The 23587-nt window shown below is 74.2% G+C and carries 23 protein-coding genes; 12 read left to right on the forward strand and 11 right to left on the reverse strand.

All coding sequences use genetic code 11. From position 1 onward, the window contains the following. The first annotated feature begins 53 nt into the window (after nt 1-53). Both ACH47X_RS20305 and ACH47X_RS20310 read left to right on the forward strand, forming a co-directional pair. Complete coding sequence (locus ACH47X_RS20305; RefSeq protein ID WP_397406363.1) at nt 54-1679, forward strand: sensor histidine kinase; 1626 nt, start codon at nt 54-56, stop codon at nt 1677-1679. Beyond that, nucleotides 1676-4108, forward strand: coding sequence for a glycoside hydrolase family 65 protein (locus tag ACH47X_RS20310; RefSeq protein WP_397406365.1), 2433 nt, complete (start codon nt 1676-1678; stop codon nt 4106-4108). The genes ACH47X_RS20305 and ACH47X_RS20310 overlap by 4 nt, the downstream gene beginning before the upstream one ends. Here ACH47X_RS20310 and ACH47X_RS20315 read toward each other — a convergent pair. Both ACH47X_RS20315 and ACH47X_RS20320 read right to left on the reverse strand, forming a co-directional pair. Beyond that, the gene (locus tag ACH47X_RS20315) at nt 4029-4769 is read right to left on the reverse strand and encodes a PIG-L deacetylase family protein (protein WP_397406367.1); all 741 of its coding nucleotides are present in this window, start codon (nt 4767-4769) and stop codon (nt 4029-4031) included. The two genes, ACH47X_RS20310 and ACH47X_RS20315, sit on opposite strands and share 80 nt — an antisense overlap. Nucleotides 4770-4877: 108 nt before the next feature. Further along, on the reverse strand, nt 4878-5333 hold the full coding sequence (locus tag ACH47X_RS20320; protein ID WP_397406369.1) for a GyrI-like domain-containing protein: 456 nt from the start codon (nt 5331-5333) through the stop codon (nt 4878-4880). A gap of 152 nt (nt 5334-5485) precedes the next feature. On the opposite strand from ACH47X_RS20320, the gene ACH47X_RS20325 reads away from it, so the two are divergent. Continuing rightward, the gene (locus ACH47X_RS20325; protein WP_397406370.1) at nt 5486-6241 is read left to right on the forward strand and encodes a DUF4118 domain-containing protein; all 756 of its coding nucleotides are present in this window, start codon (nt 5486-5488) and stop codon (nt 6239-6241) included. Between the two features lie 62 nt (nt 6242-6303). Here ACH47X_RS20325 and ACH47X_RS20330 read toward each other — a convergent pair whose 3' ends face one another. The 4 genes from ACH47X_RS20330 to ACH47X_RS20345 form a co-directional block, all read right to left on the reverse strand. Beyond that, entirely contained in the window at nt 6304-7125 is an 822-nt protein-coding gene (locus ACH47X_RS20330) for an NAD(P)H-binding protein (protein ID WP_397406372.1), read from the reverse strand. 193 nt (nt 7126-7318) lie between these two features. Continuing rightward, the gene (locus tag ACH47X_RS20335; protein ID WP_397406374.1) at nt 7319-8341 is read right to left on the reverse strand and encodes a nitronate monooxygenase; all 1023 of its coding nucleotides are present in this window, start codon (nt 8339-8341) and stop codon (nt 7319-7321) included. Between the two features lie 29 nt (nt 8342-8370). Continuing rightward, nucleotides 8371-8631, reverse strand: coding sequence for a metal-sensitive transcriptional regulator (locus tag ACH47X_RS20340; RefSeq protein WP_397406376.1), 261 nt, complete (start codon nt 8629-8631; stop codon nt 8371-8373). An 11-nt stretch (nt 8632-8642) separates the two neighbouring features. Next, nucleotides 8643-8807, reverse strand: coding sequence for a hypothetical protein (locus tag ACH47X_RS20345; protein WP_142034138.1), 165 nt, complete (start codon nt 8805-8807; stop codon nt 8643-8645). A 76-nt stretch (nt 8808-8883) separates the two neighbouring features. Here ACH47X_RS20345 and ACH47X_RS20350 point away from each other — a divergent pair, with 76 nt between their 5' ends. Both ACH47X_RS20350 and ACH47X_RS20355 read left to right on the forward strand, forming a co-directional pair. Then, entirely contained in the window at nt 8884-10626 is a 1743-nt protein-coding gene (locus tag ACH47X_RS20350; protein WP_397406378.1) for an FAD-dependent oxidoreductase, read from the forward strand. A 77-nt stretch (nt 10627-10703) separates the two neighbouring features. Next, the gene (locus ACH47X_RS20355; RefSeq protein WP_397406380.1) at nt 10704-11660 is read left to right on the forward strand and encodes an NAD(P)-dependent alcohol dehydrogenase; all 957 of its coding nucleotides are present in this window, start codon (nt 10704-10706) and stop codon (nt 11658-11660) included. Nucleotides 11661-11676: 16 nt separating this feature from the next. On the opposite strand, the gene ACH47X_RS20360 is transcribed toward ACH47X_RS20355, so the two are convergent. Both ACH47X_RS20360 and ACH47X_RS20365 read right to left on the reverse strand, forming a co-directional pair. Further along, complete coding sequence (locus ACH47X_RS20360; RefSeq protein ID WP_397406382.1) at nt 11677-12162, reverse strand: hypothetical protein; 486 nt, start codon at nt 12160-12162, stop codon at nt 11677-11679. Nucleotides 12163-12193: 31 nt separating this feature from the next. Next, complete coding sequence (locus ACH47X_RS20365; RefSeq protein ID WP_397406384.1) at nt 12194-13078, reverse strand: helix-turn-helix domain-containing protein; 885 nt, start codon at nt 13076-13078, stop codon at nt 12194-12196. An 80-nt stretch (nt 13079-13158) separates the two neighbouring features. Between ACH47X_RS20365 and ACH47X_RS20370 the strand changes: the two genes are divergently transcribed. Continuing rightward, nucleotides 13159-14355: a Gfo/Idh/MocA family protein gene (locus ACH47X_RS20370; protein ID WP_397406386.1), complete on the forward strand. Its 1197-nt coding sequence runs from the start codon at nt 13159-13161 to the stop codon at nt 14353-14355. A 53-nt stretch (nt 14356-14408) separates the two neighbouring features. Continuing rightward, the gene (lnt, locus tag ACH47X_RS20375) at nt 14409-16058 is read left to right on the forward strand and encodes an apolipoprotein N-acyltransferase (protein WP_397406389.1); all 1650 of its coding nucleotides are present in this window, start codon (nt 14409-14411) and stop codon (nt 16056-16058) included. A 4-nt stretch (nt 16059-16062) separates the two neighbouring features. Here lnt and ACH47X_RS20380 read toward each other — a convergent pair whose 3' ends face one another. Then, nucleotides 16063-17046, reverse strand: a complete 984-nt coding sequence (locus tag ACH47X_RS20380; protein ID WP_397406391.1) for a hypothetical protein — start codon at nt 17044-17046, stop codon at nt 16063-16065. A 222-nt stretch (nt 17047-17268) separates the two neighbouring features. Between ACH47X_RS20380 and ACH47X_RS20385 the strand changes: the two genes are divergently transcribed. Further along, entirely contained in the window at nt 17269-18672 is a 1404-nt protein-coding gene (locus ACH47X_RS20385; protein WP_397406393.1) for an endonuclease/exonuclease/phosphatase family protein, read from the forward strand. Nucleotides 18673-18721: 49 nt separating this feature from the next. On the opposite strand, the gene ACH47X_RS20390 is transcribed toward ACH47X_RS20385, so the two are convergent. Continuing rightward, complete coding sequence (locus ACH47X_RS20390) at nt 18722-18949, reverse strand: hypothetical protein (protein WP_397406395.1); 228 nt, start codon at nt 18947-18949, stop codon at nt 18722-18724. 102 nt (nt 18950-19051) lie between these two features. Then, nucleotides 19052-19429: a DM13 domain-containing protein gene (locus ACH47X_RS20395; RefSeq protein ID WP_397406397.1), complete on the reverse strand. Its 378-nt coding sequence runs from the start codon at nt 19427-19429 to the stop codon at nt 19052-19054. A 107-nt stretch (nt 19430-19536) separates the two neighbouring features. Here ACH47X_RS20395 and ACH47X_RS20400 point away from each other — a divergent pair, with 107 nt between their 5' ends. From ACH47X_RS20400 to ACH47X_RS20415, 4 genes are read left to right on the forward strand one after another with little or no spacing between them, the layout of a single operon-like run. Further along, nucleotides 19537-20235 (forward strand): response regulator transcription factor, encoded by a 699-nt coding sequence (locus tag ACH47X_RS20400; RefSeq protein WP_397406399.1) that lies wholly within the window; start codon nt 19537-19539, stop codon nt 20233-20235. Then, nucleotides 20232-21374, forward strand: a complete 1143-nt coding sequence (locus tag ACH47X_RS20405; protein ID WP_397406401.1) for a sensor histidine kinase — start codon at nt 20232-20234, stop codon at nt 21372-21374. Before ACH47X_RS20400 ends, ACH47X_RS20405 begins: the two co-directional genes overlap by 4 nt. Nucleotides 21375-21416: 42 nt before the next feature. Next, complete coding sequence (locus tag ACH47X_RS20410; protein WP_397406403.1) at nt 21417-22346, forward strand: LLM class flavin-dependent oxidoreductase; 930 nt, start codon at nt 21417-21419, stop codon at nt 22344-22346. Further along, complete coding sequence (locus ACH47X_RS20415; protein WP_397406405.1) at nt 22343-23557, forward strand: MFS transporter; 1215 nt, start codon at nt 22343-22345, stop codon at nt 23555-23557. The genes ACH47X_RS20410 and ACH47X_RS20415 overlap by 4 nt, the downstream gene beginning before the upstream one ends. The last annotated feature ends 30 nt before the right edge of the window (nt 23558-23587 follow it).

A 23587-nucleotide genomic window follows, 5' to 3' on the forward strand; every position in this document is an offset into this window, starting at 1 on the left:
CCGAGGGCGTTACCGTGGAAGGCGCAGGGGGACGTGAACTGCGGGAGGGTGCCGTGGCCCAGCATGCTCATGAACGGACCGAGCTGTTGCTCGACGCGCTGGCGAACCTCGGGCGCGGTCTGGACCTCGAGACGGCCCTGAACCAGATCAGCGCGATCGCCGCCCGCCTCGTCGGCGCCCGGTACGTGGCGCTGGGCGTACTGGGGGACGACGGACGCATAGCCCGGTTCCTGACGGTCGGGCTGTCCCCGGCGCAGGTGCGGGCCATCGGCCCCTACCCGACCGGGCACGGGATCCTGGGCGAGCTGATCCGGCACCCGGTCCCGCTGCGGCTGCACGACCTCGGCGAGCACCCGGCGTCCGTGGGGTTCCCGGCGAACCACCCGCCCATGCGGTCCTTCCTGGGGGTGCCGCTGCGCGTGCACGGCGGCGCGTTCGGCAACCTCTACCTGACGGAGAAGCTCGGTGGGGGCGACTTCACCGAGGAGGACCAGCGGCTGGTGGAGGCGCTGGCCGCGGGCGCGAGCGTCGCGATCGAGAACGCGAACCTCTACGAGGAGTCGCGGTTGCGCGAGCAGTCCGCGCGGGCGAACGACGAGATCTCCCGCCGCGTGCTCACCGGCTGCTCCCCGGAGGAGGTGCTCGCCCTCGTGGCCGACAACGCGTTGCGGGTCGTGGGCGCGGACACCGCGATCATGGCCCTGCCCGAGAACGGGTACCAGCACCTCGTCGTGCGGGCCGCCGCTGGTACCGAGGCGAAGCGACTGGTCGGCGTCATGCTCCCGCCGGGCGGTACGTTCTCCAACGTCGTCCTGAGGTCGGGCGAGCCGATCGTCTCGCCCGACGCCGTGGCCGACGAGCGCGCCCAGCTCTCCTTCGACCTGCGGCACGAGATCGGGCCCCTCGCGGTGCTGCCGCTGGGCGGGCCGGGCGGCACGCGCGGCGTCCTGGCCGTCGGGCGGTTCGAGGGCCGGATGCCGTTCGCGTCGGTGGCCGTGGAGGCGCTGCAGGGCTTCGCCGCCCAGGCGGCCGTGGCGCTGGAGCTCGCGGAGCACCGCGTCGACGCCGCGCGGTTCGCCGTGCTGCGGGACCGGGAGCGCATCGCCCGCGACCTGCACGATCTCGCCGTCCAGCGGCTCTACGCCACGGGCCTGGGGCTGCTCTCCCTGCGGCGCGACCTCGACGGCGACCACGCGCACCGGGTCGGCCGGGCGGTCGACGAGATCGACGAGACGATCGCGCTGATCCGGACCACCGTGCACCGGCTGCAGCCGGGCGCGGCCCGCACGCCGGAGGGGGGCCTGCGGTCCCGGGTCATCACCGAGATCGACGTGGCCACCGGCCCGCTCGGCTACGCCCCGCGGCTCCGGTTCGACGGGCCGGTCGACTCGGCCGTCCCGTCCGACGTCGCCGACCACGTGGTCGCCGTCCTGCGCGAAGGACTGTCGAACGTCGCGCGGCACGCCCACGCGCGCTCGGTCGCGGTCCGGCTGGCGGTGTCGGACGACGTGGTCCTCACCGTGATGGACGACGGCGTCGGCATCCCCGGTGACGTGCCGCAGAGCGGCCTGCGCAACCTGGCCCGGCGGGCGGCCGAGCTGGGCGGCGTGCTCGGTGTCGGCCCGGGCGAAGCGGGCGGGACCCGCCTGGAGTGGCGCGTGCCCCTGGACGGCGCGTGACGCGCCGGCCGGACGACGGCGGGGGAGGTGCGGTGGACCCCGGGATCCTGTCGTACGAGGGTTTCGACCCCGCCGCCGAGGGGCTCCGGGAGGCGCTGTGCACCCTCGGCAACGGCTACGTCGCCACGCGGGGCGCGGCCCCGGAGTCGTCCGCGGACGGCGTGCACTACCCGGGCACCTACCTGGCGGGCTGCTACGACCGCCTGAAGTCCGTGGTCTCGGGGCGCGTGGTGGAGAACGAGGACCTGGTCAACGCCCCGAACTGGCTGCCGGTCACCTTCCGTACGCCCGGCCAGCCCTGGCTCACGCTCGACGGCGGCGAGATCCTGGAGCACCAGCAGGAGCTGGACACGCGCCGCGGCCTCCTGACCCGGCGCACCCGGTTCCGGGACCCGGCCGGCCGGGTGCTGGCCGTGACGCAGCGGCGGCTCGTGTCGATGCGCGACCCGCACGTGGCCGCGCTGGAGACCACCTTCCTGGCGGAGAACTGGTCGGGGTCCATCGAGGTCTGGTCGAGCCTCGACGGCCGGGTGGTCAACGCAGGGGTGGCGCGCTACGGGGCGTTCGACGGGCGGCACCTGGTCCCGGTGGTGGAGGGCTACGACGAGGCGGAGGACGTGTCCTGGCTGCAGGTCCGCACCGCGACGTCGCAGATCCGGATCGCCCAGGCGGCGACGCTCGTGCTCACCGACCCGGCCGGGCCGGCGACCAGCCGCGCCGAGCGCGCGACCGGCCGGGCGTCGGTGCGCATGTGGCCGGACCTGGTGCAGGGCGTGCCCGTCACGATCGAGAAGCGCGTCGCGATCTACACCTCACGGGACCTCGCGATCTCCGAGTCGCTGACCGCCGCTCGCGAGCACGCGGCCCACCTGCCGCCCTTCGGGGACCTGCTCGCCGATCACGTCCTGGCCTGGGAGCGGCTGTGGCGCGTCAGCGAGGTCGGCGTGACCGGCCGGCCGCGGCGGGCGCTGGAGCTGAACACGTTCCACCTGCTGCAGACCCTGTCCGAGCACAGCGCGCACCTCGACGTCGGCATGCCGGCCCGCGGTCTGCACGGGGAGGCGTACCGGGGGCACGTGTTCTGGGACGAGCTGTTCGTGTTCCCGTTCCTGCTCCTGCGCTTCCCGCGCGTCGCGCGGTCGCTGCTCATGTACCGGTGGCGTCGCCTGCCGCGGGCGCGGCAGGCGGCCGCGGACGCCGGCTACCGGGGCGCGATGTACCCGTGGCAGAGCAGCAGCGACGGCCGGGACGAGACCCAGCGGACGCACCTCAACCCGGTGTCGGGCCGGTGGCTGGAGGACCATTCGCACCTGCAGCGACACGTGGGCATCGCCGTGGCGCACGACGTCTGGCAGTACTACCAGGCCACCGGGGACGTGGCGTTCCTGCACGGGTACGGCGCCGAGATGCTCGTCGAGATCGCCCGGTTCTGGTGCAGCCTGGCGACCTACGACGCCGCCACCGACCGGTACGACATCCGCGGCGTCATGGGTCCCGACGAGTACCACGACGCCTACCCGGGCGCCGACCGGCCGGGGATCGACAACAACGCCTACACCAACGTCATGGTCACCCGCGTGCTGCGGCACGCCCTGGACGCGCTGGCGCTGCTGGCCGGGCCGGAGCGGGACGCCCTGGCCCGCCGGCTCCGCCTGGGGGACGCCGAGACCGACCTGTTCGAGCGGGTCTCGCGGCGCATGCGCGTCGTGTTCCACGGTGACGGCGTGATCAGCCAGTTCGAGGGGTACGACCAGCTCGCCGAGCTCGACTGGGCGGGATACCGCGCCCGGTACGGAGCGATCCGCCGGCTCGACCGGATCCTCGAGGCCGAGGGCGACTCGGTCAACCGCTACCAGGCCTCCAAGCAGGCCGACGTGCTCATGCTGGTGTTCCTCCTGGGCGAGCACGGCGTCATCGACGCGCTGGACGCGCTCGGCTACCGGTTCGACCGGGCCGCGCTGAACCGGACCGTGGACCACTACCTGGCGCGGACCAGCCACGGGTCGACCCTCAGCGCCGTCGTCCACGCCTGGGTGCTGGCCCGGCGCGACCCGAGCGCGTCCTGGCGGTTCTTCCGCGAGGCGCTCGACAGCGACATCGCCGACGTCCAGGGCGGGACCACCGCCGAGGGCGTGCACCTGGGCGCGATGGCCGGGGCCGTCGACCTGGTTCAGCGCTGCTACCCGGGCCTGGAGCTCACCGGCGACATGCTGCGACTGAACCCGCGCCTGCCCGACACGATCGCCGAGCTGCGGTTCCGCCTGCGGTACCGCAACCACTGGGGCATCGAGGTGCGGTGCAGCGACGACCAGCTCCGCATCAGCCTGCCCCGGTCCCGGCAGCCGCCGATCACCGTTGCCGTCGACGGCGAGCGGCGAGTTCTGGGACCGGGAGAACGGTGGGAGACGCGGCCGGCAGGACGACGGTGAGGAAGTCCTCGTCCTCGTCGGAACCGCACAGCGGCAGGACCGGATCGGCCGGATCCGGTGCGTCGTGGCACGCGACCGCAGCCTGCTGCTTGGCGCGGTCGCACGCGACCGCGAGCATGCCGTCCGGCGGGTCGGGCGTGTCCCAGGTGCGGCGCACCCAGCCGTACAGCGGGCAGCCCAGCCTTGCCGCGACGCGGCGGGCGGCCCGCATCGCCCGCACATGGTCGGGATGGCTGCCCGGGGCGCTGGCGTCGATGGTCAGCACCGCGTCGACCGGCCCGGCGACCGACCGCAGCTCCGTGGCGAGCACTTCCGGCGGGTTCCACTGCAGCTGCGCCGCGCGGTGCTCGAGCAACGTCGCCTCCCGGGCGCCCAGGAGGCTCGCGGCCCGCAGGAGCTCGGCCGCGAGCACCGTGCGGCGACAGGTGTCGGGGTCGGGACCAGGGTCGTGCGTCAGGCAGACGATCTGCACGGCCGTGCCGGTGTCGGCGAACGCGCCGATGACGCCGCCCAGCGCGAGCGTGGCGTCGAACGGGTGCGCGCACACCACCAGCAGGCGGCGGGTCAGTGGCAGGGGCGGGGGTCGCCGGACCTGGCCGGGCCCCGGCTCAGTGCGGGTCTCCGGCGCGTCGGCGACGTCGAGCACGTCCTTGGCTCCCATTGCAGCTCCTCCCGCGAGGGCGTGGTCCCCTCCGACCTCAGCGTCTCGCGAGCCGCCGCCGTCCGACCAGGGACCAACGACCCTCCCTGGCCGGGACCGAAGCCCGGATCAGCCCACCGGGTACACGATGCGCGTCTGCCACCCGTTCGGGTCGGCCAGGCTGTCCGGCCCCACGACGTACTCCTCCCACACCGTCACCGGCGGCGTCATCCCGTTCTCCTGGAACCAGGCCGTCAGCTCCGCGTGGGACTCGCGCAGCCGGTCGTAGGGCCCGACGTGGACAGCCTCCACCGTCGCCCCGCCCGGGAGCATCGCGGCGACCACCTGGTCGGACGGCGCCGCCCCCGCCGGCACCGGGTACCCGGCGGTCACCTCGAACTGCTCCGCCCGCAGTCCCTCGTACAGGGCCACGGCCGGCCCCGTCGGCTCCATGCCCCGCTCGTGCAGCGCCGCGGCGGCCGCCGCCATCGCGCGGGGGAAGAACTCCCGCAGGTCTTCCATCCCCACCGTCTCGTGCAGGCCCACGATCTCCTGCGCCTCTCGTTCGCCTCGAACGATCTCCATCTGGTCCGCCTCCTCGGTCGCTGCGGCAGCCCGTCTGTCGGGCACCTCCAGCATCGACCCGGCGGCGTGGCGGGCGCACCTCGGGGCGGGCGTCCGGCCAGCGCTCGCGGGCGCTCGCGGCGGGGGTCACGATGATCCGGGAGGTGGACCACATGGCCGCTGACGCCGGGGCGCCGCGCCGCCCGTGGGTGCGCGCCACCGCGGTGCTCGCACCCCTGCTGGCCTGCGTGATCCTGTCGGCCTTCCGGGACGACATCACCACGGTGACCTCCGCGCTGATCCTCGTCGTGCTCGTGGTGGCCGCGGCGGCCACCGGCGACCGGCCGGCCGGGCTGCTCGCCGCGCTGTCGGCGGGCGTCGGGTTCGACCTGTTCCTGACCGCGCCGTACCTGCGCCTCGTCATCACCGACGCCGAGGACATCGAGGCGACGGTGCTGCTCGTGGTGATCAGCCTCGTGGTCACCGAGGTGGCCCTGTGGGGCTACCGCCAGCAGCGACGCGCGGCCCGGCGGGCGGGGTACCTCGACGGGATGCTGGACGCCGCGCGCGCCGCGATCGAGGGCGACCTGCCGGTGGGAGCCGTGCACGACGTCGTCGCCCGGCACATCACCGACGTGCTCGGCGCCGAGGACTGCCGCTGGTTCCCCGGGCCGGTGACCGACGTGCGCATCGCGATCCTCGGCCACGACGGCGTCCTGATCAGGAACGGCCGCGAGGTCGACGTCGAGCGGTCGGGCCTGCCGGTCGACGAGTACGTCGCGATCCCGGTGCACCGCGGCGCCGACGTCGTGGGCCACTTCCTGGTGACCGCGGTCTCGCACCCGCACTTCCCGACGCACGAACAGCTCCGGGTCGCGGTGCTCCTGGCCCGGCAGGTCGCGCCGCTGGACGCAGGTGGGCGGGCGTGACCCGCCGCCTCAGTCCGGCTCGACGTCCTCGGGCCGCGGCCGGAACACCTGGTAACCACCGTTCATGTGCGCACGGTAGCGAGCGCATCGGCCACGGCCTCGCGCAGGCTGGTCGGCGGCCGGCCGAGCACGTGCCGCAGGTCGTCGGTCTGGCGCTCCAGGGCCCCGGCGCGCGCCAGCCCCATCAGGAAGCCCATCGGCCCGGGTACGTCTGCCTCGACGGCGGCCACGGGCTCGCCCGTGACCTGGGTGAGGGCCTCGGCGAGCTGCGCGTAGGTCCACAGCGGCCCGGTCAGGTCGTACGCCCGGCCGGTGTGGGCGTCGTCGGTCAGGACGGCGGCCGCTGCGGCGGCCAGGTCTGCCCGGGTGGCGGTGTTGAGGCCGCGGCCGCCGGTCGCGGCGGCGAGCATCCCGGAGCGGACGGCGACCTCCAGCCCGGGGTTGATGAAGGCCTCGGAGTAGAACGGGTGCCGTAGGACGGTGTGCCCGGTCCCGCTGTCGTGGAGCGCACGCTCGGTGGCGTGGTGCGCGGCGTTCATCGGGTCGCCGGGGCGGTCGGCGCCCAGAAAGCTGGTGTAGGCGATCGCGCCGACCCCCGCGGCGACCGCGGCGTCGATCGCGGCCAGGTGCTGCCGGGTGCGCCGTCCGGTGTCCAGCTCGGGGGAGGAGATCAGGAGGAGCCGGTCCGCGCCGGCGAGGGCGTCGCGCAGGCTCCCGGGGTCGTCGTAGTCCCCGCGGCGGACCTCGACGCCGCTCGCGGCGAGGTCGGCCGCGCGCTGGGGATCGCGGACGGCGGCCACGACCTGGCCGGCGGGAACACGGGTGCGGAGCTCGGCGACGACGAGCCGTCCGAGCGCGCCGGAAGCGGCGGAGACAACGATCAACGGGTGCTCCAGGGATCGGGCCGGGGCCTGCGGTGACGACGTCAGGCAACACCCTGCCGGGCCGGGCGGGCCAGGGATTTTTGCCGCCCGATCTCTTCGGGTGGGTCGTCTTCGAGGCCTAAGTTTCTTCGCTCTGGGCCGACCCAGAGCGAAGAAACTTAGGCCTCGAAGGGAAGCGCCCCGGGCCAAAGTGTCAGAGCCCGGCCGCCAGGGTTCGCAGGACGTCGGCGGCCGGGCCGCGCGCCGCGTTCCGGTAGCCCGTGCCCGCCCAGAGGTGCAGCCGCTCGGCATCGCCCGTGGCCGCGGCACGACGACGCAGGTCGCGCGTCAGGTGGTGGATCGCGGGGTAGCCGACGGGTGCGGCGGCGTCGTGCCGGTCGACGAAGCCGTTGCGCACGGCGCGGGCGGGCCGCCCGGTGAACGACCGGGTGACCACCGTGTCGCGGTCCGACGCGGCCAGCGCGGCCTGGTAGGTGGCGGACGCGCCGGACTCGTCGGTCCGCAGCAGCAGCGTGCCGACCGCGACGGCCTGCGCCCCGGCCGCGAGCAGCTCCCGCACCGCCTCGGGCCCGTCGACGCCGCCCGCGGCCACGAGCGGCAGGTCGACGGCGGCCGCGACCGCGCGGACCACCGCCGACGTCGGCGCGTCGGCGATGCTGCGGTCCGGGTCCCACGTGGCGCTGTGCCCGCCGGCCGCGGGGCCCTGCACCACGAGGCCGTCCACGCCGCCGTCGCGGGCCGCCGTGGCCTCGTCGACGGTCGTCACCGAGGCGAGCACCGCGCTGCCCACGCGCCGCAGCGTCCGGACGTCGGCGGCCGACGGCAGGCCGAACGTGAACGACACGACCGGCACCGGGTCCTCGACCAGGAGCCGGAGCTTGTCGGCCCACCGGTCGTCGTCCTCGACCGGTTCGGCCACGAGGTCGACGCCCAGCGCGGCCGCCTCCGGGGCCAGACGCCGGGCGTAGGCGGCGAACGCGCCCTGGTCCAGGGACTCCGGGCCCGGGACGAAGAGGTTGACCCCGAACGGGCCGCCCCGCTCGCGGGCGGCGGTGATGTCCGACGCCAGGCGGTCGGGGGCGAGGTACCCGCCGGGAAGGAAGGCGAAGGCGCCGGCCTCCGTCGCGGCGGCCGCGAGCCCGGCCGTCGTCGGGCCGCCGGCCATCGGTGCCGCCACGATCGGCAGCTCGCTGCCCAGGAGGTCAGCGGTCGTCATGTCGGTGCTCCGTTCGGTCGGTCACGCGGTCACGCGAAGGACAGGAAGAGCTTCTCCAGCTTCTCCACGTCGGCGCTACCGTCCTCCTCGTCGACGAGGCACTGCTTGAGCCCCGTGGAGATGACGGCGAAGCCGGCCCGGTCGAGGGCCTTGGAGACAGCCGAGAGCTGGGTCACCATGTCGACGCAGTCCGCGCCCTCGTCGACCATGCGCACCACCGCGGCGAGCTGCCCCTGGGCGCGCTTGAGCCGGTTGGCGACCTTCTTCATCTCAGTGGGGTCGAGGTCCATGGTGCGCCCCCTCAGCGGCCGAACAGGCGGGACAGGAACGAGCCCTTGCCCGGCTCTGCCGCGTGACCCTCGCACCGGTCACGACGGGGCACGCCGGCCATCACGTCGTCCACGTGCTGGCCGCAGCCCGCCCAGGTCGTCTTGCCGCAGGTCGTGCAGGTCACCGCTCGGCACATGTCGTTCTCCTTCGTCGAGGTTTTGACCGAGGATACCCCCGGGGGTATTGTCGCCGTCAAATCAGGGAGGAACTTCATGAAGATCGTCATCGTCGGAGGAGTCGCGGCGGGCATGTCGGCCGCGACCCGTCTGCGCCGACTGGCCGAGTCCGCTGAGATCGTGGTGCTCGAGGCAGGTGGCCACGTCTCGTACGCGAACTGCGGGCTCCCGTACTACGCGGGCGGCGTCATCGAGGACCGCGAAGCGCTCCTGCTGCAGACGCCCGCCTCGCTCGCTGCCCGGTTCCGGATCGACGTGCGCGTGCGGCACCTGGTGACCGACGTCGACGCGGAGGCGCACACCCTCGTGGTGCGCGACCTCGAGACGGGGCAGGAGCAGGTCGAGACGTACGACCGGCTCGTCCTGAGCCCGGGCGCCCGGCCGGTCGTACCGCCGGTGCCCGGCATCGAGCGCGCGCTCGTGCTGCGCGACGTCGCCGACGTCGACCGGCTGGTCTCCACGCTGGGCACGGCCCGCACCGCCGTCGTGATCGGCGGTGGTTTCGTCGGGCTGGAGATCGCCGAGAACCTCGTCCGGCGCGGCCTCGCGGTCACGCTCGTGGAGCTGGCCGACCAGGTGCTCACGCCCCTGGACCCCGAGCTGGCCGTCCGGGTCCGCGACGAGCTGGAGGCGAACGGCGTGGTCGTGCGCACCTCCACCCAGGTCTCGGCGCTGACCCCGGGCACGGCCGTGCTGGCCGACGCCGCGGGTGCGGTGGTGGACGAGGTTCCCGCCGACGTGGTGCTGGCTGCCGTCGGCGTCCGCCCGGACACGGAGCTGGCCGTCCTGGCGGGCGCCGAGCTGGGGCCGCGCGGCGGCGTCCTGGTCGACGAGGACCTGCGCACCTCGGTCCCGGACGTGTTCGCGGTGGGCGACGCCGCGGTCAAGCGCGACGCCCTGGCCGCCGACGACGACCCGGAGCGGCACACGCTCGTCCCGCTGGCCAACCTCGCCAACCGGCACGGGCGGCACGTCGCCGACGTCATCCTCGGCCGGACCGGCATGCGGCCCTCGCTCGGCACCGCCGTCGTGGGGGTGTTCGGGCTGACCGCCGCGACCGTGGGGCGCAACGAGCGGCGGCTGCGGGCCGAGGGGCGCCCCTACCGGGCGATCCACACGCACCCGAGCCACCACGCGGGCTACTACCCGGGCGCGAGCCCGCTGGCGCTCAAGCTCCTGGTGGATCCGGGGACCGACCGGATCCTCGGCGCCCAGGCGGTCGGCCGTGCCGGCGCCGACAAGCGCATCGACGTGCTCGCCACCGCGATGGCCGGCGGGCTGACCGCCTCTGACCTGGCCGACCTGGAGCTCGCCTACGCCCCCGCGTACGGCTCGGCCAAGGACCCGGTCAACATGCTCGGCTACGTGGCCGACAACCTGCGCACGGGTCACACCCGCGGCGTCCAGTGGCACGAGCTCGACGACCTGGTGCGGGACGGCGCGACGCTCGTGGACGTCCGGACCGCCGCCGAGCACGCACGCGGGACGGTCGAGACCTCGGCAGGCGGCCCGCCGGAACCGGCTCGCAACGTGCCGCTCGACGAGCTCCGGGCCCGGGCGCACGACGAGATCCCGGTGGACCGGCCCGTCGTCGTGCACTGCCAGGTGGGCCAGCGCGGCCACACCGCGGCCCGGCTGCTCACCCAGCTCGGCTACGACGTGCGCAACCTCGACGGCGGCTACCTCACGTGGCGGGACGCGACGCGGGCCCGGCCCCGTGCCGCTCGTGACCAGCAGCCCGACCGCGCTCCCGGGGGCCAGGGCGATCTCCCCGGGTGAACCCGTCCGGTGCCACCCCCGCCGGGGGCCCCGCGCCGCTACGTTGGTGGCGCTGGACCACTCGAGCAGGAGGCACGATGCGGGCCGTCATCCAGGACCGGTACGGGAGCGCGGACGTCGTGGTGGTCGGCGAGCTGCCCGACCCCGTCCCGGCGGACGACGAGGTGCTGCTCGCGGTCCGCGCCACCTCCCTGAACGGGTCCGACCGGGAGAACCTCGTCGGCAAGCCGTTCTACGCGCGGGTGGGCGGCCTGCGGCGGCCCCGGCACCCGGTGCCGGGGTCGGACGTCGCCGGGACCGTCGTGGCGGTGGGTCGGTCCGTGACCGAGTACGCGCCGGGCGACGAGGTGTTCGGGGAGCTGTCCGGCTACCGCGGCGGGCTCGCCCGGTACGTCGCGACGTCGCCCCGGCTGCTGGCCCGCAAGCCGGAGCACCTGTCGTTCGTGCGGGCGGCCGCGGTGCCGCAGGCCGGGTGCATCGCGCTGCGCGCCACCCGCGGGCTGCGGCCGGGCGACAAGCTCCTGGTCAACGGTGCGGGCGGGGCGGGCGGGGCGCTCGTGATCGGTCTCGCCCGGCACCTGGGCGCCCACGTGACGGCCGTGGACCGGGCCGACAAGGCCGGTCACCTGCTCCGGGTCGGCGCCGACGACACCGTCGCGTTCGAGCACTGCGACTGGGCCGACCAGCGCGACCGGTACGACCGCGTCGTGGACCTGGTGGCCCACCGGTCCCCGTTCCGGGTGCACCGGGCGCTGCGGGCCGGCGGGTCCTACCTGATGGTCGGCGGCCGCACCCGTGTGCTGCTCGCGACGCTCGCCGCCGGGCCGCTGCTGCGCCTGCTGACCGGCAAGCGAGTCGGCGTGCTGTTCGTGCCCCAGTCCCGCGCGGACCTGGAGGAGGTCACGGGCCTGGTGACAGAGGGCGTCGTCGTCCCCGCGATCGACGAGGTGCTGCCGCTGGAGGAAGCGCCGGCGGCGTTCGCGCGGCTCGAGGCGGGGGACAACCTCGGGAAGATCGTGGTCGAGGTCTCCTGACCGCTCCGCGCCGGTGCTAGGCGAGGTCGGCGTGCGAGAGGTCCTCGATCCCCGACGGGGCCGTGCCCTCGAAGAGCACGCCGATCCCGTAGGGGTCGGCCATCCGGAGGCGGGACTCCGCGAACCGCAGCATCCAGGTGCCGTCGGCCCAGACCACGGCGTCGGGTTCGGCGGCCGGCGGCTCGGCGGCGTCCAGCATCGCGAGCTCGGGGGCCGACAGGCCGAGCTCCGGTTCGCGCAGCCGCTCACGCAGGTACGCGACGGCGAGGTCGGCGAGCTCGTCGAACCGGCCGAGCACGACGGCGGCCAGGTCGAGCGTCGCCCTGTCCGGTGCGACCGCGGGTTCCGTCAGCACGCTCACGGGCCGGTGGTCGCCCGGGTTCGCGGGGTCGGCGTCGGCCGACCAGCAGGCGATGCTCCCGGGGGACTCGACGCGGGTGAACGTCGTCCCTGCGATCTCCAGACGGGCGGGAATCTCCAGGCGGTTGGGAAGGTCGGCCACCGCGGAAGTCAAGCACAGGCCGGGCCGGGACTCACGCGGGCTGGTCGTGCTGGTTCTCGCGCCGGTAGGCGGCCGGCGGCATGCCGCACGCGTCGCCGAACGCGGTGTAGAACCGGCTCACGGAGCTGAAGCCCGACTCGGCCGCGACGTCGGCGACCGGCAGGCCCGTGGTCACCAGCAGGCGCCGCGCCTCCGCCAGCCGGCACCTGGTCAGGTAGTCGACCATGGTCGTGTGCACCACCTTGCGGAACTGGGCCATGGCGTAGTTGGGGTGCAGCCGCACGGTCCGCGCGACGTCCGCGACGGTCAGCGGCTCGCGGAAGTTCTCCGCGATGTGCCGCACCATCGCCAGCACCTGGCGCAGGGCCGGGTCGCCGGCCGTGAACCGCCGCACCGGTTGCCCGGGCGTGGCCAGCCCGAGCCGGCGCACCCGGGCCTCGATCTCCAGCATCGCGACGCGGCGCAGCTCCGGCTGCTCGGACGACAGGTCGGCGGCCCACTGCGTGAAGTTCGCGTCGTCGGTCGTCAGCGCCGCCTCCGGCGGCGAGATCAGCGGCATGCCGGACAGCAGGCGGCCGACCAGGGCGGCGGGCAGCCCCCAGCCGAGGAAGGTCGAGAACGGCACGTGGACCCAGTGCGCCCGGGTCGCCGTGCTGGCGATCAGCTGGTGCGGCACGGCCGCCCAGAACGCGGCGACCGACCCGGGGCCGATCTCGACCGGCGCGCCGCCGAACAGGTAGAGCATCGTGCCGCCCTCGGTGACGAGGTTGATCTCCAGGTCGTCGTGCTGGTGGGCGGTGCCCATCAGGGTGGGACGGCCGGACCAGCTCACGAGGGCCGGCGGCTCGATCTCGATCTGCGACGTCATCTGCCACCCCGGCATCTGATGATCCGGGAAGAACCGGCTCTGATCCATGAAGAGTTCGCCGATCGTAGGTACGTAGGGTCGGGGCCGTCAACGCCGCAGCGGTGCGGCCCAACGGCAAGGAGCATTGCGTGTTCACACTTGGCATCGTCGGAGCCGGCCAGTTCGCCGGGCAGTTCGTCAAGCTCTGGAACCTGCACCCCGGCGTCGGGGACATCTACGTCACCGACCTGCTGCCCGAGCGCGCCGAGAAGCTCGTCGGCGAGTACGACCTCGCCGGGACCGTCCCGTCCTTCGAGGCCCTGCTCGCCTCCGACGTCGACGCCATCGCGATCTTCACGCAGCGCTGGACGCACGGGCCGCTGGTGGTCCAGGCGCTGCGCGCCGGCAAGCACGTCTACTCCTCGGTGCCGATGGCGATCTCCGAGGAGGAGATCGAGGCGATCGTCGAGGCGGTGCGCGAGACCGGCCTGACCTACATGATGGGCGAGACGAGCTACTACAACCCGGCGACCGTCCACGCCCGCGACCAGGCGGCGAAGGGCGCGTTCGGGCGGCTCTTCTACGCCGAGGGCGACTACCTGCACGACATGGACCTCGGTTTCTACGACGCGTACAGGTACAGCGGTGGGGAGAACTGGAAGTCCACCGCGAGCTACCCGCCCCTGATGTACCCGACGCACTCCCTGGGCGGGATCCTCGGCGCCTGGCAGACGCACGCGACCAGCGTCTCGGCGATCGGCGTGCTCGACGACCGCGGCGACGGTGTGTTCGACAGGGAGGTCAGCCAGTTCGGCAACGACTTCTCGAACGCCACCGCGCTGTTCGAGGCCGCGGGCGGCGGCGCGTTCCGCATCAACGAGTTCCGCAGGGTCGGCTTCCCGTCGCACGTCCGGGAGTCGCGGTTCCGGTTCTTCGGCACCGAGGCCAGCATGGAGCAGCTCGTCAACGTCAGCCTCTGGCAGGACAAGGAGCAGGTCGTGGACCTCACGGAGCACCTGGCACCCAAGCCCACGCTGTCGCCGGACGACCCGTCGCTGGAGCACGTCTCGCCCGCGCTGCGCGACGCCTTCACCTCGGGCTCCGCGCCCGTGCACGACCGCTCGCGGCTGCCGAAGGAGTTCGCGAACGTCTCCAACGGGCACGAGGGCAGCCACCACTTCCTGGCCGACGACTTCGTCACCGCCGTCAACACCGGGACCCTCCCGCCGGTCAACGCCTGGGTCGCCGCTCGGTACACGATGCCCGGCATCGTCGCGCACGAGTCCGCGCTCAAGGGCGGCGTCCGCCTGGACATCCGCGACTTCGGGGACGCGCCGCAGGACTGACGTCGCGACCGCCGCGTCCCGGGCTCCCAGGCCGGGGTGGGAGACTCTGGGACGTGACGCAGGCAGCACCCTCGCAGCCGGCCCCCGGCGCCGGCACCCACCCCGAGCCGCGGGCCACCGCCCGGACCGAGTCCGCGGGCCGCGCCCGCACGCGACTCCTCGACCCGCCCCTCCTGCCCCTGTGGGCGGCCGTCCCGGTGGCCGCCCTGGCGGGGCTGGCGCTCGACGGCGCGTTCCCGTCGCTCGGGTGGTGGCCGCTCGCGTTCGTCGCGGTCACCCTCTCGCTGCTCACGTTCATCGGCCGGCGGGCCTGGGGTGCGGTCCTCGTGGGCGCCGCGTTCGGCGCCACGTTCTGGTTCCCGCACGTGTCGTGGTCGTCCCGGTTCCTCGGCGACGACCCGCTCGGCTGGGTGCCCTGGGTGGCGCTGGCCACCGTACAGACCCTCTTCACGGCGGCCCTGAGCCCGCTGATCACCCTGGCCTACCGGTGGGTGCCGCGCCGCGGCTCTTCCGGCGCGCCGCGGCTCGTGGCGCTGCCCCTGCTCGTGGCCGGCGCCTGGATGACGCGCGAGCTCGCCATGGGCTCCTGGCCCTACGGCGGCTTCCCCTGGGGCCGCCTCGGCATGAGCCAGTCCGCGAGCCCCGTCGCACCCGTCGCGTCCTGGCTGGGCGTGTCCGGTCTCGGCTTCTGCATGGTGCTGCTGTGCGCCGCCGTCATCGAGGTGGTCCGGGCCGCACGCACCGGCTCCGCCGCACCGCACCGACCGCGGTGGACCGCCGCCGTGCCCGCCGCGGCGCTCGCGGTCCTGCTGCTGGTCGTGCCCCAGTTCCCGACGTCGGACGCCGGCACGCTGCGCGTCGGCGCCGCGCAGGGCGACGGCCCCGCCGCCTACTCCGACGCGCGGGAGCCGGGCGACATGCTGGACTCCCAGCTCGCGGCGTCCGCCCCGCTGGAGAACGACCAGGTGGACCTCGTGGTCTGGCCGGAGGGCGGCGTGGACAGCGACCCGCCCGCCACGCCGTCCACCACGGTGGCCCTCGACTCGGCCGTCCGCCGGTACGGCGCCCCGCTGCTGCTGAACGCCGCGTCGGCGGACGGGGACCTGATCTACAACCGGTCGTTCCTGTGGACCGAGGACGGCGCCGTGGCCTCGCACGCGAAGCGGCACCCCGTCCCGTTCGGCGAGTACGTCCCGGACCGGTGGCTGTACGGGGCCATCGTGCCCAGCCTCGTCAACCTCCTGGGCCGGGAGTACACGCCCGGCACCGACGCGCCCGCCGTCGACACGGGCGACGCCGTCGTCGGACTCGCGATCTGCTTCGACGTCGTGTTCGACGACGTGATCCGCGAGGGCATCGGCAACGGCGCGCAGGCCTTCATGTTCCAGACCAACAACGCCGACTTCCGAGGCACCGACGAGAACCTGCAGCAGACCGCGTTCGCGCGGATGCGGGCCATCGAGACCGGCCGCGCCGTCGTCAACCTCTCGACCACGGGCACCAGCCAGGTCTTCGCGCCCGACGGTGCGCCGGGCCAGTCCCTGCCCGCCGCCGAGCCCGGGCTGATCGTCACGGACGTCGAGCTGCGCGACGGCGTCACCGCGGGCGTGGCCCTCGGGCCGTGGCTCCAGGTGCTGATGGCGGCGGGCACCGTGGTGACCCTCGTCGCGCTGGGCGTGGCCGCCCGCCGCCGCACGGCCTGACGGCTCAGCTCGTCCGGGCCACCGCGATGTTGGTGTTCCCGCGCTGCCCGGCCTCGTAGAACATGTACAGCCGGCCGCCCTCCTCGGCGAAGCTCGGGGCGGCGGCCCGCGTGGCCTGCGGCTCCGTGTACAGCACCCCGAGGTGGTTCTCGCGGTCGAAGCTCGTGCCGACGTCGGCGACGTGGATGCTGCCGGACCCGCTGTGGTAGACCACGTGGCCGCCGCCGTTGCGCGACCAGTAGTGGGCGCCGGAGAGCTGCCCGCCCTCGCCCGCCGCCGGGGAGATCAGCGGCTGCGGCTTGAACTGCCAGCCCGACGTGAGCCGGTTGGACCAGCCGATGAAGATCTTGCGGGTCCCGGCCTGCGCGCCCATGAACAGCATGATCTGCGTGTCCGACTTCGTGGGGTGCGGGAAGACCCGCGCGTAGGACGTCTCGGTGACGTCCGAGGGCAGCATCGCGGTGGTCAGCACGGTGCCCTCGTAGGTGAAGCTGCGCCCGTCGGCCGACGACGCCACCCGGGTGGTCGTGTTCTCGCCGTGGAAGTACAGGTAGATGCGGCCGTCCGCGGCGTTCCAGACCGCGTGCGGGCTCGACACGTGGCTCACCGAGTAGTGGGGTGACCAGGTGCGGGAGATGACCGGGTTGCCCGAGTACTCTCGCCACGGGCCGTCGAGCGAGTCGGCGTAGGCGAGGCAGATCCCGCCCGGTGCGTCGTGCGGGGCGTAGTACATGTACCAGCTGCCCAGCGGGTTCTGGACCCGGCCCGCGACGTTGCGGACCGACGGGAAGATGAGCTCGCCCGTCGGGTTGTAGGCCAGGGCCGACTTGTCCAGGGCGGCGCCGACCCGCTGGAACGTGGGGAAGCCGGGCACCGCGGCGGCCGCCCGGGGCGGCGCGGCGACGCCGAGGGCGGCGGCCGAGCCGAGCACCGCCGAGCCCAGGAGCAGGCTGCGCCGGTCGAGCAGGAGCTTTCGGTCCGTTTCCATGGTGACTCCCGTCCGGCCCGGTGGGTCGCCGCGCTCCGGTGCGCGGCGGTGCGGTTGCCGCCCGGGCCGTTCGGGGTCGAATCTCCGGCCTGCGCGGTGCGGGGGTCAACGGTGATGATGCGACCTATCAGCCCCGGGCGCGTTCACCTCGCGGCCATTGCCCGGCCACGGACACGTCGTAGCGTCGCGGCCGCACCGCATTCCGAGCCGGGGAGAACACTGATGTCATCCGCACCTGTACGCCCTCGACGCCCGCTCGCGGCCGTCGCCGTGTCGGCGGCACTCGCCGCGCTGGCCGTTGCGGCCACCGTGCCGTCGGCCGCCGCCATGACCGCACAGTCCGCCGAGCCCAAGCCCGAGGTGGACGGCGTCAGCGAGCTGAACGTGCTCACCTTCAACGTGTGGCACGGCGGCACGCAGATCGACGACGGCGCGCGCGAGATCGCCGACGTCCTGCTGGAGACCGACGCCGACGTGACGTTCCTGCCCGAGCAGGGCGACGCCCCGCGCCAGGTCGCCGCGCTGCTCGGGTACGACCACGTGATCGCCACCGACACCGGCATCGTCTCGCGGTACCCGATCCTGGAGACCAGCACCGTGGACCGCTGGTGGACCAAGGCCGTGCTCGACGTGAACGGCACCGAGGTCGTGGCGTACGGCGGACACCTGGAGTACCGCTGGTACGCGACGTACCTGCCGCGCGGCTACGGCGGCGCCGTCCAGGGCGACTGGCCCGCCGGCTGGGACACCTGGGACAAGCTGCCCGGCGGCCCCGTCACCGACGTGGACGCGATCCTCGAGGCCAACCGGCAGTCGGGCCGCCCGGCCACGGCCGCGGCACTCGTCGCGGACGTCGCGGCCGAGCGCGCGGCGGGCCGCATCGCCGTCGTCGGCGGGGACTTCAACGAGCCGTCCGTGCAGGACTGGACCGCGGAGACCGCCGGCCTGCAGGACCACAACGGGCTGGTGATCCCGTGGCAGTCCACGCAGACGCTGCTCGACGGCGGCCTGGTCGACGCCTTCCGCGAGGTACACCCCGACCCGGTCGCGAACCCGGGCGTCACGTGGCCGTCCGACAACCCGCTGTTCCCGACGTCGGACCTCACCTGGGCGCCCGAGGCCGACGAGCGCGACCGCATCGACTACGTCTTCGTGACGCCCGACGAGCGGGTGTCGATCGACGGGGCGGCGGTGGTCGGGCCGCAGTCGACGATCGTCCGGAACGAGCGGGTCGACGACGACAGCGCCGACCAGATCATCACGCCGGACGCCGTCTGGCCCTCCGACCACAAGGCTGTGCTCGCCTCGTTCAGCGTGTGCGACGACGGGTGCGCCCCGACAGCCCCGACCTGGGACGCGTCTGCGATCTACACCGCGGGCGACGAGATCTCGTACGAGGGGTCGACCTGGCGGGCGGCCTGGTGGACGCGCGGCCAGGAGCCGGGCGCGCCGTACGGCCCGTGGCAGGAGATCGTGGAGCGGGACGGCGTCGCGGGGTGGACGCCGTCGCGCATCTTCGAGGCCGGGTCCGTGGCCGTGCTCGACGGCCGGACGTACGAGGCGAAGTGGTGGACGCGCAACGAGAAGCCGGGCGCGCCGTGGGGTCCTTGGAAGGCCCAGGGCTAGCCGCACTGTCAGACGCTCAGGTCACCCCGGTGACCTGAGCGTCCCACACCTACAGCCAGCGCCGGAGGGCGCCGTCGGCCCAGGCCGGCCTCGGGTTCCTGGACCGTGCGGAGCGCACGACCAGGGCCGTGACCGAGAACCGCGTCGCGACCACGGGCCAGACGATCAGCAGGACGCCAAGGGCCACCATGACCGGGTAGGACGCCGTGAGCTGGTCCGCCGACCAGTAGGTCATGAGGGTCAGCACGCCCGCCAGCGCCGCGGGGAGGGTCAGCACCCCGGCGATCGCCGAAGCCGGCCCGGTACTTGATCAGCCCCTCGTTCAGCCACAGGACGCCGAGGGCGACCCTCGCCGCCGTCAGGGCGACGACAGGCAGGCTCATGCCACGGGTGCCGCGCCGAAGACGGCCTTGGCCTTGTCACAGTGGATGACCACGGTGTCGTAGCCCGCCACGTCTACGCCGTCCAGGGCGAAGGTCTGGGACGCCTCGTCGAAGGCGACGACGTCGATCTCGGTGCCGGCGGCCACGGCGGCCTCGTCGGTCCCGTCGGTGAGGTAGACGTGCAGGTCGGGGCCCTCGTCGGAGGAGTAGCCCGAGAGAACCAGCTCGGTGTCGCTCACCTCGACCATGCCGGCGACGGACTTGTCGTTGAGGCCCTCGAACGTCCCGGTGCGGGCCGCCATGTCCATGTCGTCGGTCATGTCGTCGGACATGTCCTCGGACTGCTCCTGGGACGACGCGGTCTGGTCGGACATCGCGTCGCCCGACCCGCCGTCGTCGGCGCCGCAGCCCGTGAGCAGCAGGGTGGCGGTCAGGACGGCCGCGCCGCTCGACCGGGCCTCGCGCGGTTACGCTGCCGAGCATGGGAGCACAGGTCGAGGTCATGGTCGTCGAGGACGACGAGACGGTCCTGGCCGTGGTGACCGACTACCTGGGCGGCCGCGGCTACGCCGTCACCGCCCACCGCGACGGGCTCGTCGCGCGGGACGCCCTACGGACCGCGCGCCCCGACGTGCTGGTCCTGGACCGGATGCTGCCCGGGGTCAGCGGGGACGAGCTGTGCCGGCAGGTCCGGTCGGCGGCCCCCCGGACGCCGATCATCATGCTCACCGCCCTGGATGCCGTCGAGCAGCGGATCGACGGGCTGGAGCACGGCGCCGACGACTACATCGCCAAGCCGTTCGCGCTGCGGGAGCTGCAGCTGCGCATCGACGCCCTGGTGCGGCGCAGCCGCGCGGTGCACGTCTCGCCGACGCCGTTCACGCTGGGGCCCTTCCGCGTGGACCCCGCGCACCGCCGGATCTGGGCGACGGGCGCCGAGATGATCCTCACCGCCCGGGAGTACGAGCTGTTCCTCTTCCTGCTGCAGAACCCGGACCGCACGCTGACCCGCGACGACATCCTGCGCGAGGTGTGGGGCTGGAGCTTCGGGGAGGAGTCCACGGTGACCGTCCACGTGCGCCGGCTCCGCGAGAAGATCGAGCCGGAGCCCCGTTACCCGCGGTACCTGCTCACCGAGTGGGGCCGCGGCTACCGCTTCACCGTGGGGGCCGCCGCATGATGCTCACCGCCGGTGACCTGCTGCTCATCCTCGGCACCGCCGCCGTGTGCACCGCGGTGACCACGGTGCTCGCGCTCCTGGTCCTGCGCCACCGCCGGGAGCGCTCGGTCACCGCGCCGTTCGTCGTCCTGGTGGTCGCCGCGGTCGCCTCCATCGTCTGCTCGACCGTGGCGGTCTCCGCACTGATGTACCTGTCCCCGCACGACCTGCAGGTGATGCTGTGGGTGGTCGGGCTGTCGGCACTGCTGAGCCTCGCCGCGACGCTCGTCACCGCCCGGGCCGTGAGCCGGTCGTTCGCCCAGCTCGGGCAGGCGGTGGAGCGCGTCGGAAACGGCGTCGTCGTCGGTCCGGAGGTCTACGCGGGCAGGGAGCTCGCCGACCTCTCCGCCCAGCTCGCCCTCGCCTCCGAGCGGCTCGCCGCGGCCCGCGCGGAGATCGAGCAGCTCGACGCCGCGCGCCGGCAGTTCTTCGCCTGGATCTCGCACGACCTGCGGACGCCGCTCACCGGGGTCAGCGCCCTCGCGGAGGCGCTGGACGACGGCGCCGTCGCCGACCCGGCCGACTACGTGCGGCGCATCCGGGCCCAGGTCGGGACGATGAACCGGCTGGTCGACGACCTGTCCGCGCTGTCGCAGATCCAGAGCGGGGCGCTGCGGCTGCGCCCGGAGGACATCGAGCTGCTGGACGTCGTGTCCGACGCCGTCGCCGACGTGCACCAGCTCGCCGTCGCGAAGGAGATCCGCATCGAGCACGCGGGCGTCGAGGGCCGGATGCTGCGCGCCGATCCGCACGAGCTGACGCGCGTCGTGGTGAACCTCCTGACCAACAGCATCCGCCATGCCCCGCACGGCTCCGAGATCCTGGTCTCCGCCGACCGGGCGGGCGACCGGCTGGTGCTCTCCGTGCTCGATCAGGGCAGCGGGGTCGACAGCGAGGACCTCACGCGGATGTTCGAGGTCGGCTGGCGGGCCAGCGCCGCCCGCACACCGGACGCGCGACCCGTCGCAGGGTCGCCCGGCGCGGGGCTCGGGCTGGCCATCGTCCGCGGCATCGTCCAGGCGCACGGCGGCGACGTGCGGGCCGAGCACGTGCCGCAGGGGTTCCGGCTCGACGTGGCCCTGCCCGCGACGGCGACCTGAACGACTCTCGTATCGATACGATCGTTCTGGTAGAACTGCGCCATGACCTCTCCGCAGATCGGTGTCGTCCTCCCGCGTGACCTGCCCGCCGCCCAGGTGTTGCCGTACGCGCGCACCGCGGAGCGGCTCGGCTTCGACGAGCTCTGGGTGGTCGAGGACCTGGGCTACCGCGGCGGCCTGGTGCAGGCCGCCGCCGTGCTCGGTGCGACCGAGCGGATCCGCGTCGGCATCGGCATCCTGCCCGCCGCCGTGCGCAACGCCGCGTTCGCGGCGATGGAGATCGCCACGCTGGAACAGCTCCATCCCGGACGTACCGACGTCGGCGTCGGGCACGGCATGCCCGGCTGGATGCGGCAGGCGGGCGCCTGGCCCGAGCGGCCGCTCACGTTCCTCGCCGAGTACACCGCCACGCTCCGCACGCTGCTCGGCGGCGGGCAGACGGGCGAGGTCCGTCTCGACCCGACGGCGGTGCCCGGCGCCGTGCCGCCGCTGCTGCTCGGCGTGCGCGGGCCGCGGTCGCTGGCGGCGTCCGGCCGGGTCGCGGACGGCACCGTGCTCGCGGAGCCCGTCGCGCCCGAGTACGCGGCGTCGGCCCTGGCGGCGATCGCCCCTGCCGGCGAGCACCGCTTGGTCGCGTACAACATCGGGGCCGTCGACGACGACGCGACCGTTGCGCTGCGCACCGCGCGGCCCGGGCTGGAGTGGATCGGCGAACCCGACTGGGCGCCGCACGTGGCGCCCCTGCCGTTCGCGCAGGAGTTCGCGGAGCTGCGGGCGGCGTCCGCGTCCCGCGCCGAGTTCGTCGAGCGGCTGCCCGACGAGTGGGTCGCGCGCCTCGCGCTGGCCGGCACGCCCGCCCAGGTCCGGGGACGGATCGACGAGCTCGGGCGCGCCGGGGTGACCTCCAGCGTCTTCATCCCCGCCGGGCCCGACCCGCTGGTGGCCCTCGACGCGCTGGCCCGCGTGCTGTGACCGCGCACCTGATCCCGTCGGCACAGCGTCGGCGGGCCGCCTTGTTCGTGTCCTTCTTCATGACCGGCGTGTCCATGGCCACGTGGGTCTCGCGCACGCCCGCGATCCGCGACGCGACCGGCTCGACCACGGCCGAGATGGGGCTGATCATCGCGGGGCTGTCCGCGGGCTCCATGGCGGGCATCGCCCTGGCCGGCACCCTGGTGGCGCGGCGCGGCGCCCGGTTCGTCGTGCTGTGGGGCATGGTCGCGATCGTGACCGGAGTCGCTGTGGTTGCGGTCGGCACCGCGACCGCGCAGGGCTGGCTGGTCGCCGTCGGGCTCGCGTCGTTCGGGTACGGCATGGGATCGGGCGAGATCGGGCAGAACGTCGAGGGGGTCGACGTCGAGCGGGCGCTGCGGCGCACCGTGGTGCCGAGCCTGCACGGCAGCTACAGCCTCGGTGTCTGCGTGGGCGGGCTCGTCGGCCTGGGCGCCAGCGCGACGAGCGTGCCGGTGCTCGGGCACCTGGTGGCTGTCGCCGCGCTGACCGCGATCGCCACGGCGGGCCTGGTGGCCAACCTGGCCCACGACGTCGGGCGGGAGCACGCCGACGCGGGGCAGCGCCGCCGTCCGCTCGGCGAGACCGTCGGGGCCTTCCTCGCCGTCTGGCGGGAGCGGCGCACGCTCGCCATCGGAGTGATCGTGCTGGGCATGGCCCTGGCCGAGGGGTCGGCGAACGACTGGCTGCCCTTGATCATGGTCGACGGGTTCGACCTGTCGGCCGCGACGGCGTCGTTGGTCTACGCGTTCTTCGGCCTGTCGATGGCGATCGGGCGGTTCAGCGGCGGGTTCTTCCTGGACCGGTTCGGGCGGGCGCCCGTCATGGTGGTCAGTGCGCTGCTCGCGATCGCCGGCATCGCCCTGGTGGCGTTCGCCCCGTCGGCGGTGCTGGGCGCGGTGGGCGTGCTGCTGTGGGGGATCGGCGCGTCGCTCGGATTTCCGGTGGCGTTGTCTGCCGCGGGCGACGATCCGCTCAACTCGGCGCGCCGGGTCAGCGCCGTCGCCACGGCCGGGTACACCGCGTTTCTCGTAGGGCCGCCGGTGCTGGGCTTCGTGGGGGAGCACTTCACGCTGCGGCTCGCGATCCTGCTGGTTATGGTGCTGGTCGCGGTCTCGGCGTGCTTCGCGCGCGCGGTCACGCCGCCGGCGGGGGCGGTGCGGCCTGTGTAGGGCGTGTTGCCACAGCCCGGGGTGACTTGT

The sequence above is a fragment of the Promicromonospora kroppenstedtii genome, from assembly GCF_044389675.1.
GTDB classification, from domain to species: Bacteria; Actinomycetota; Actinomycetes; order Actinomycetales; family Cellulomonadaceae; genus Promicromonospora; species Promicromonospora kroppenstedtii.

What these genes read in the sequence shown, in the direction of transcription:
- ACH47X_RS20405 (WP_397406401.1), top strand. Translation starts at nt 20,232, where the DNA reads ATGATGCTCACCGCCGGTGACCTGCTGCTCATCCTCGGCACCGCCGCC.
- ACH47X_RS20350 (WP_397406378.1), top strand. Translation starts at nt 8,884, where the DNA reads ATGAAGATCGTCATCGTCGGAGGAGTCGCGGCGGGCATGTCGGCCGCG.
- ACH47X_RS20380 (WP_397406391.1), bottom strand. Translation starts at nt 17,046, where the DNA reads ATGGAAACGGACCGAAAGCTCCTGCTCGACCGGCGCAGCCTGCTCCTG.
- ACH47X_RS20325 (WP_397406370.1), top strand. Translation starts at nt 5,486, where the DNA reads ATGGCCGCTGACGCCGGGGCGCCGCGCCGCCCGTGGGTGCGCGCCACC.
- ACH47X_RS20410 (WP_397406403.1), top strand. Translation starts at nt 21,417, where the DNA reads ATGACCTCTCCGCAGATCGGTGTCGTCCTCCCGCGTGACCTGCCCGCC.
- ACH47X_RS20320 (WP_397406369.1), bottom strand. Translation starts at nt 5,333, where the DNA reads ATGGAGATCGTTCGAGGCGAACGAGAGGCGCAGGAGATCGTGGGCCTG.
- ACH47X_RS20335 (WP_397406374.1), bottom strand. Translation starts at nt 8,341, where the DNA reads ATGACGACCGCTGACCTCCTGGGCAGCGAGCTGCCGATCGTGGCGGCA.
- ACH47X_RS20340 (WP_397406376.1), bottom strand. Translation starts at nt 8,631, where the DNA reads ATGGACCTCGACCCCACTGAGATGAAGAAGGTCGCCAACCGGCTCAAG.
- ACH47X_RS20315 (WP_397406367.1), bottom strand. Translation starts at nt 4,769, where the DNA reads ATGGGAGCCAAGGACGTGCTCGACGTCGCCGACGCGCCGGAGACCCGC.
- ACH47X_RS20395 (WP_397406397.1), bottom strand. Translation starts at nt 19,429, where the DNA reads ATGTCCGACCAGACCGCGTCGTCCCAGGAGCAGTCCGAGGACATGTCC.
- ACH47X_RS20365 (WP_397406384.1), bottom strand. Translation starts at nt 13,078, where the DNA reads ATGGATCAGAGCCGGTTCTTCCCGGATCATCAGATGCCGGGGTGGCAG.
- ACH47X_RS20345 (WP_142034138.1), bottom strand. Translation starts at nt 8,807, where the DNA reads ATGTGCCGAGCGGTGACCTGCACGACCTGCGGCAAGACGACCTGGGCG.
- ACH47X_RS20355 (WP_397406380.1), top strand. Translation starts at nt 10,704, where the DNA reads ATGCGGGCCGTCATCCAGGACCGGTACGGGAGCGCGGACGTCGTGGTG.
- ACH47X_RS20385 (WP_397406393.1), top strand. Translation starts at nt 17,269, where the DNA reads ATGTCATCCGCACCTGTACGCCCTCGACGCCCGCTCGCGGCCGTCGCC.
- ACH47X_RS20400 (WP_397406399.1), top strand. Translation starts at nt 19,537, where the DNA reads ATGGGAGCACAGGTCGAGGTCATGGTCGTCGAGGACGACGAGACGGTC.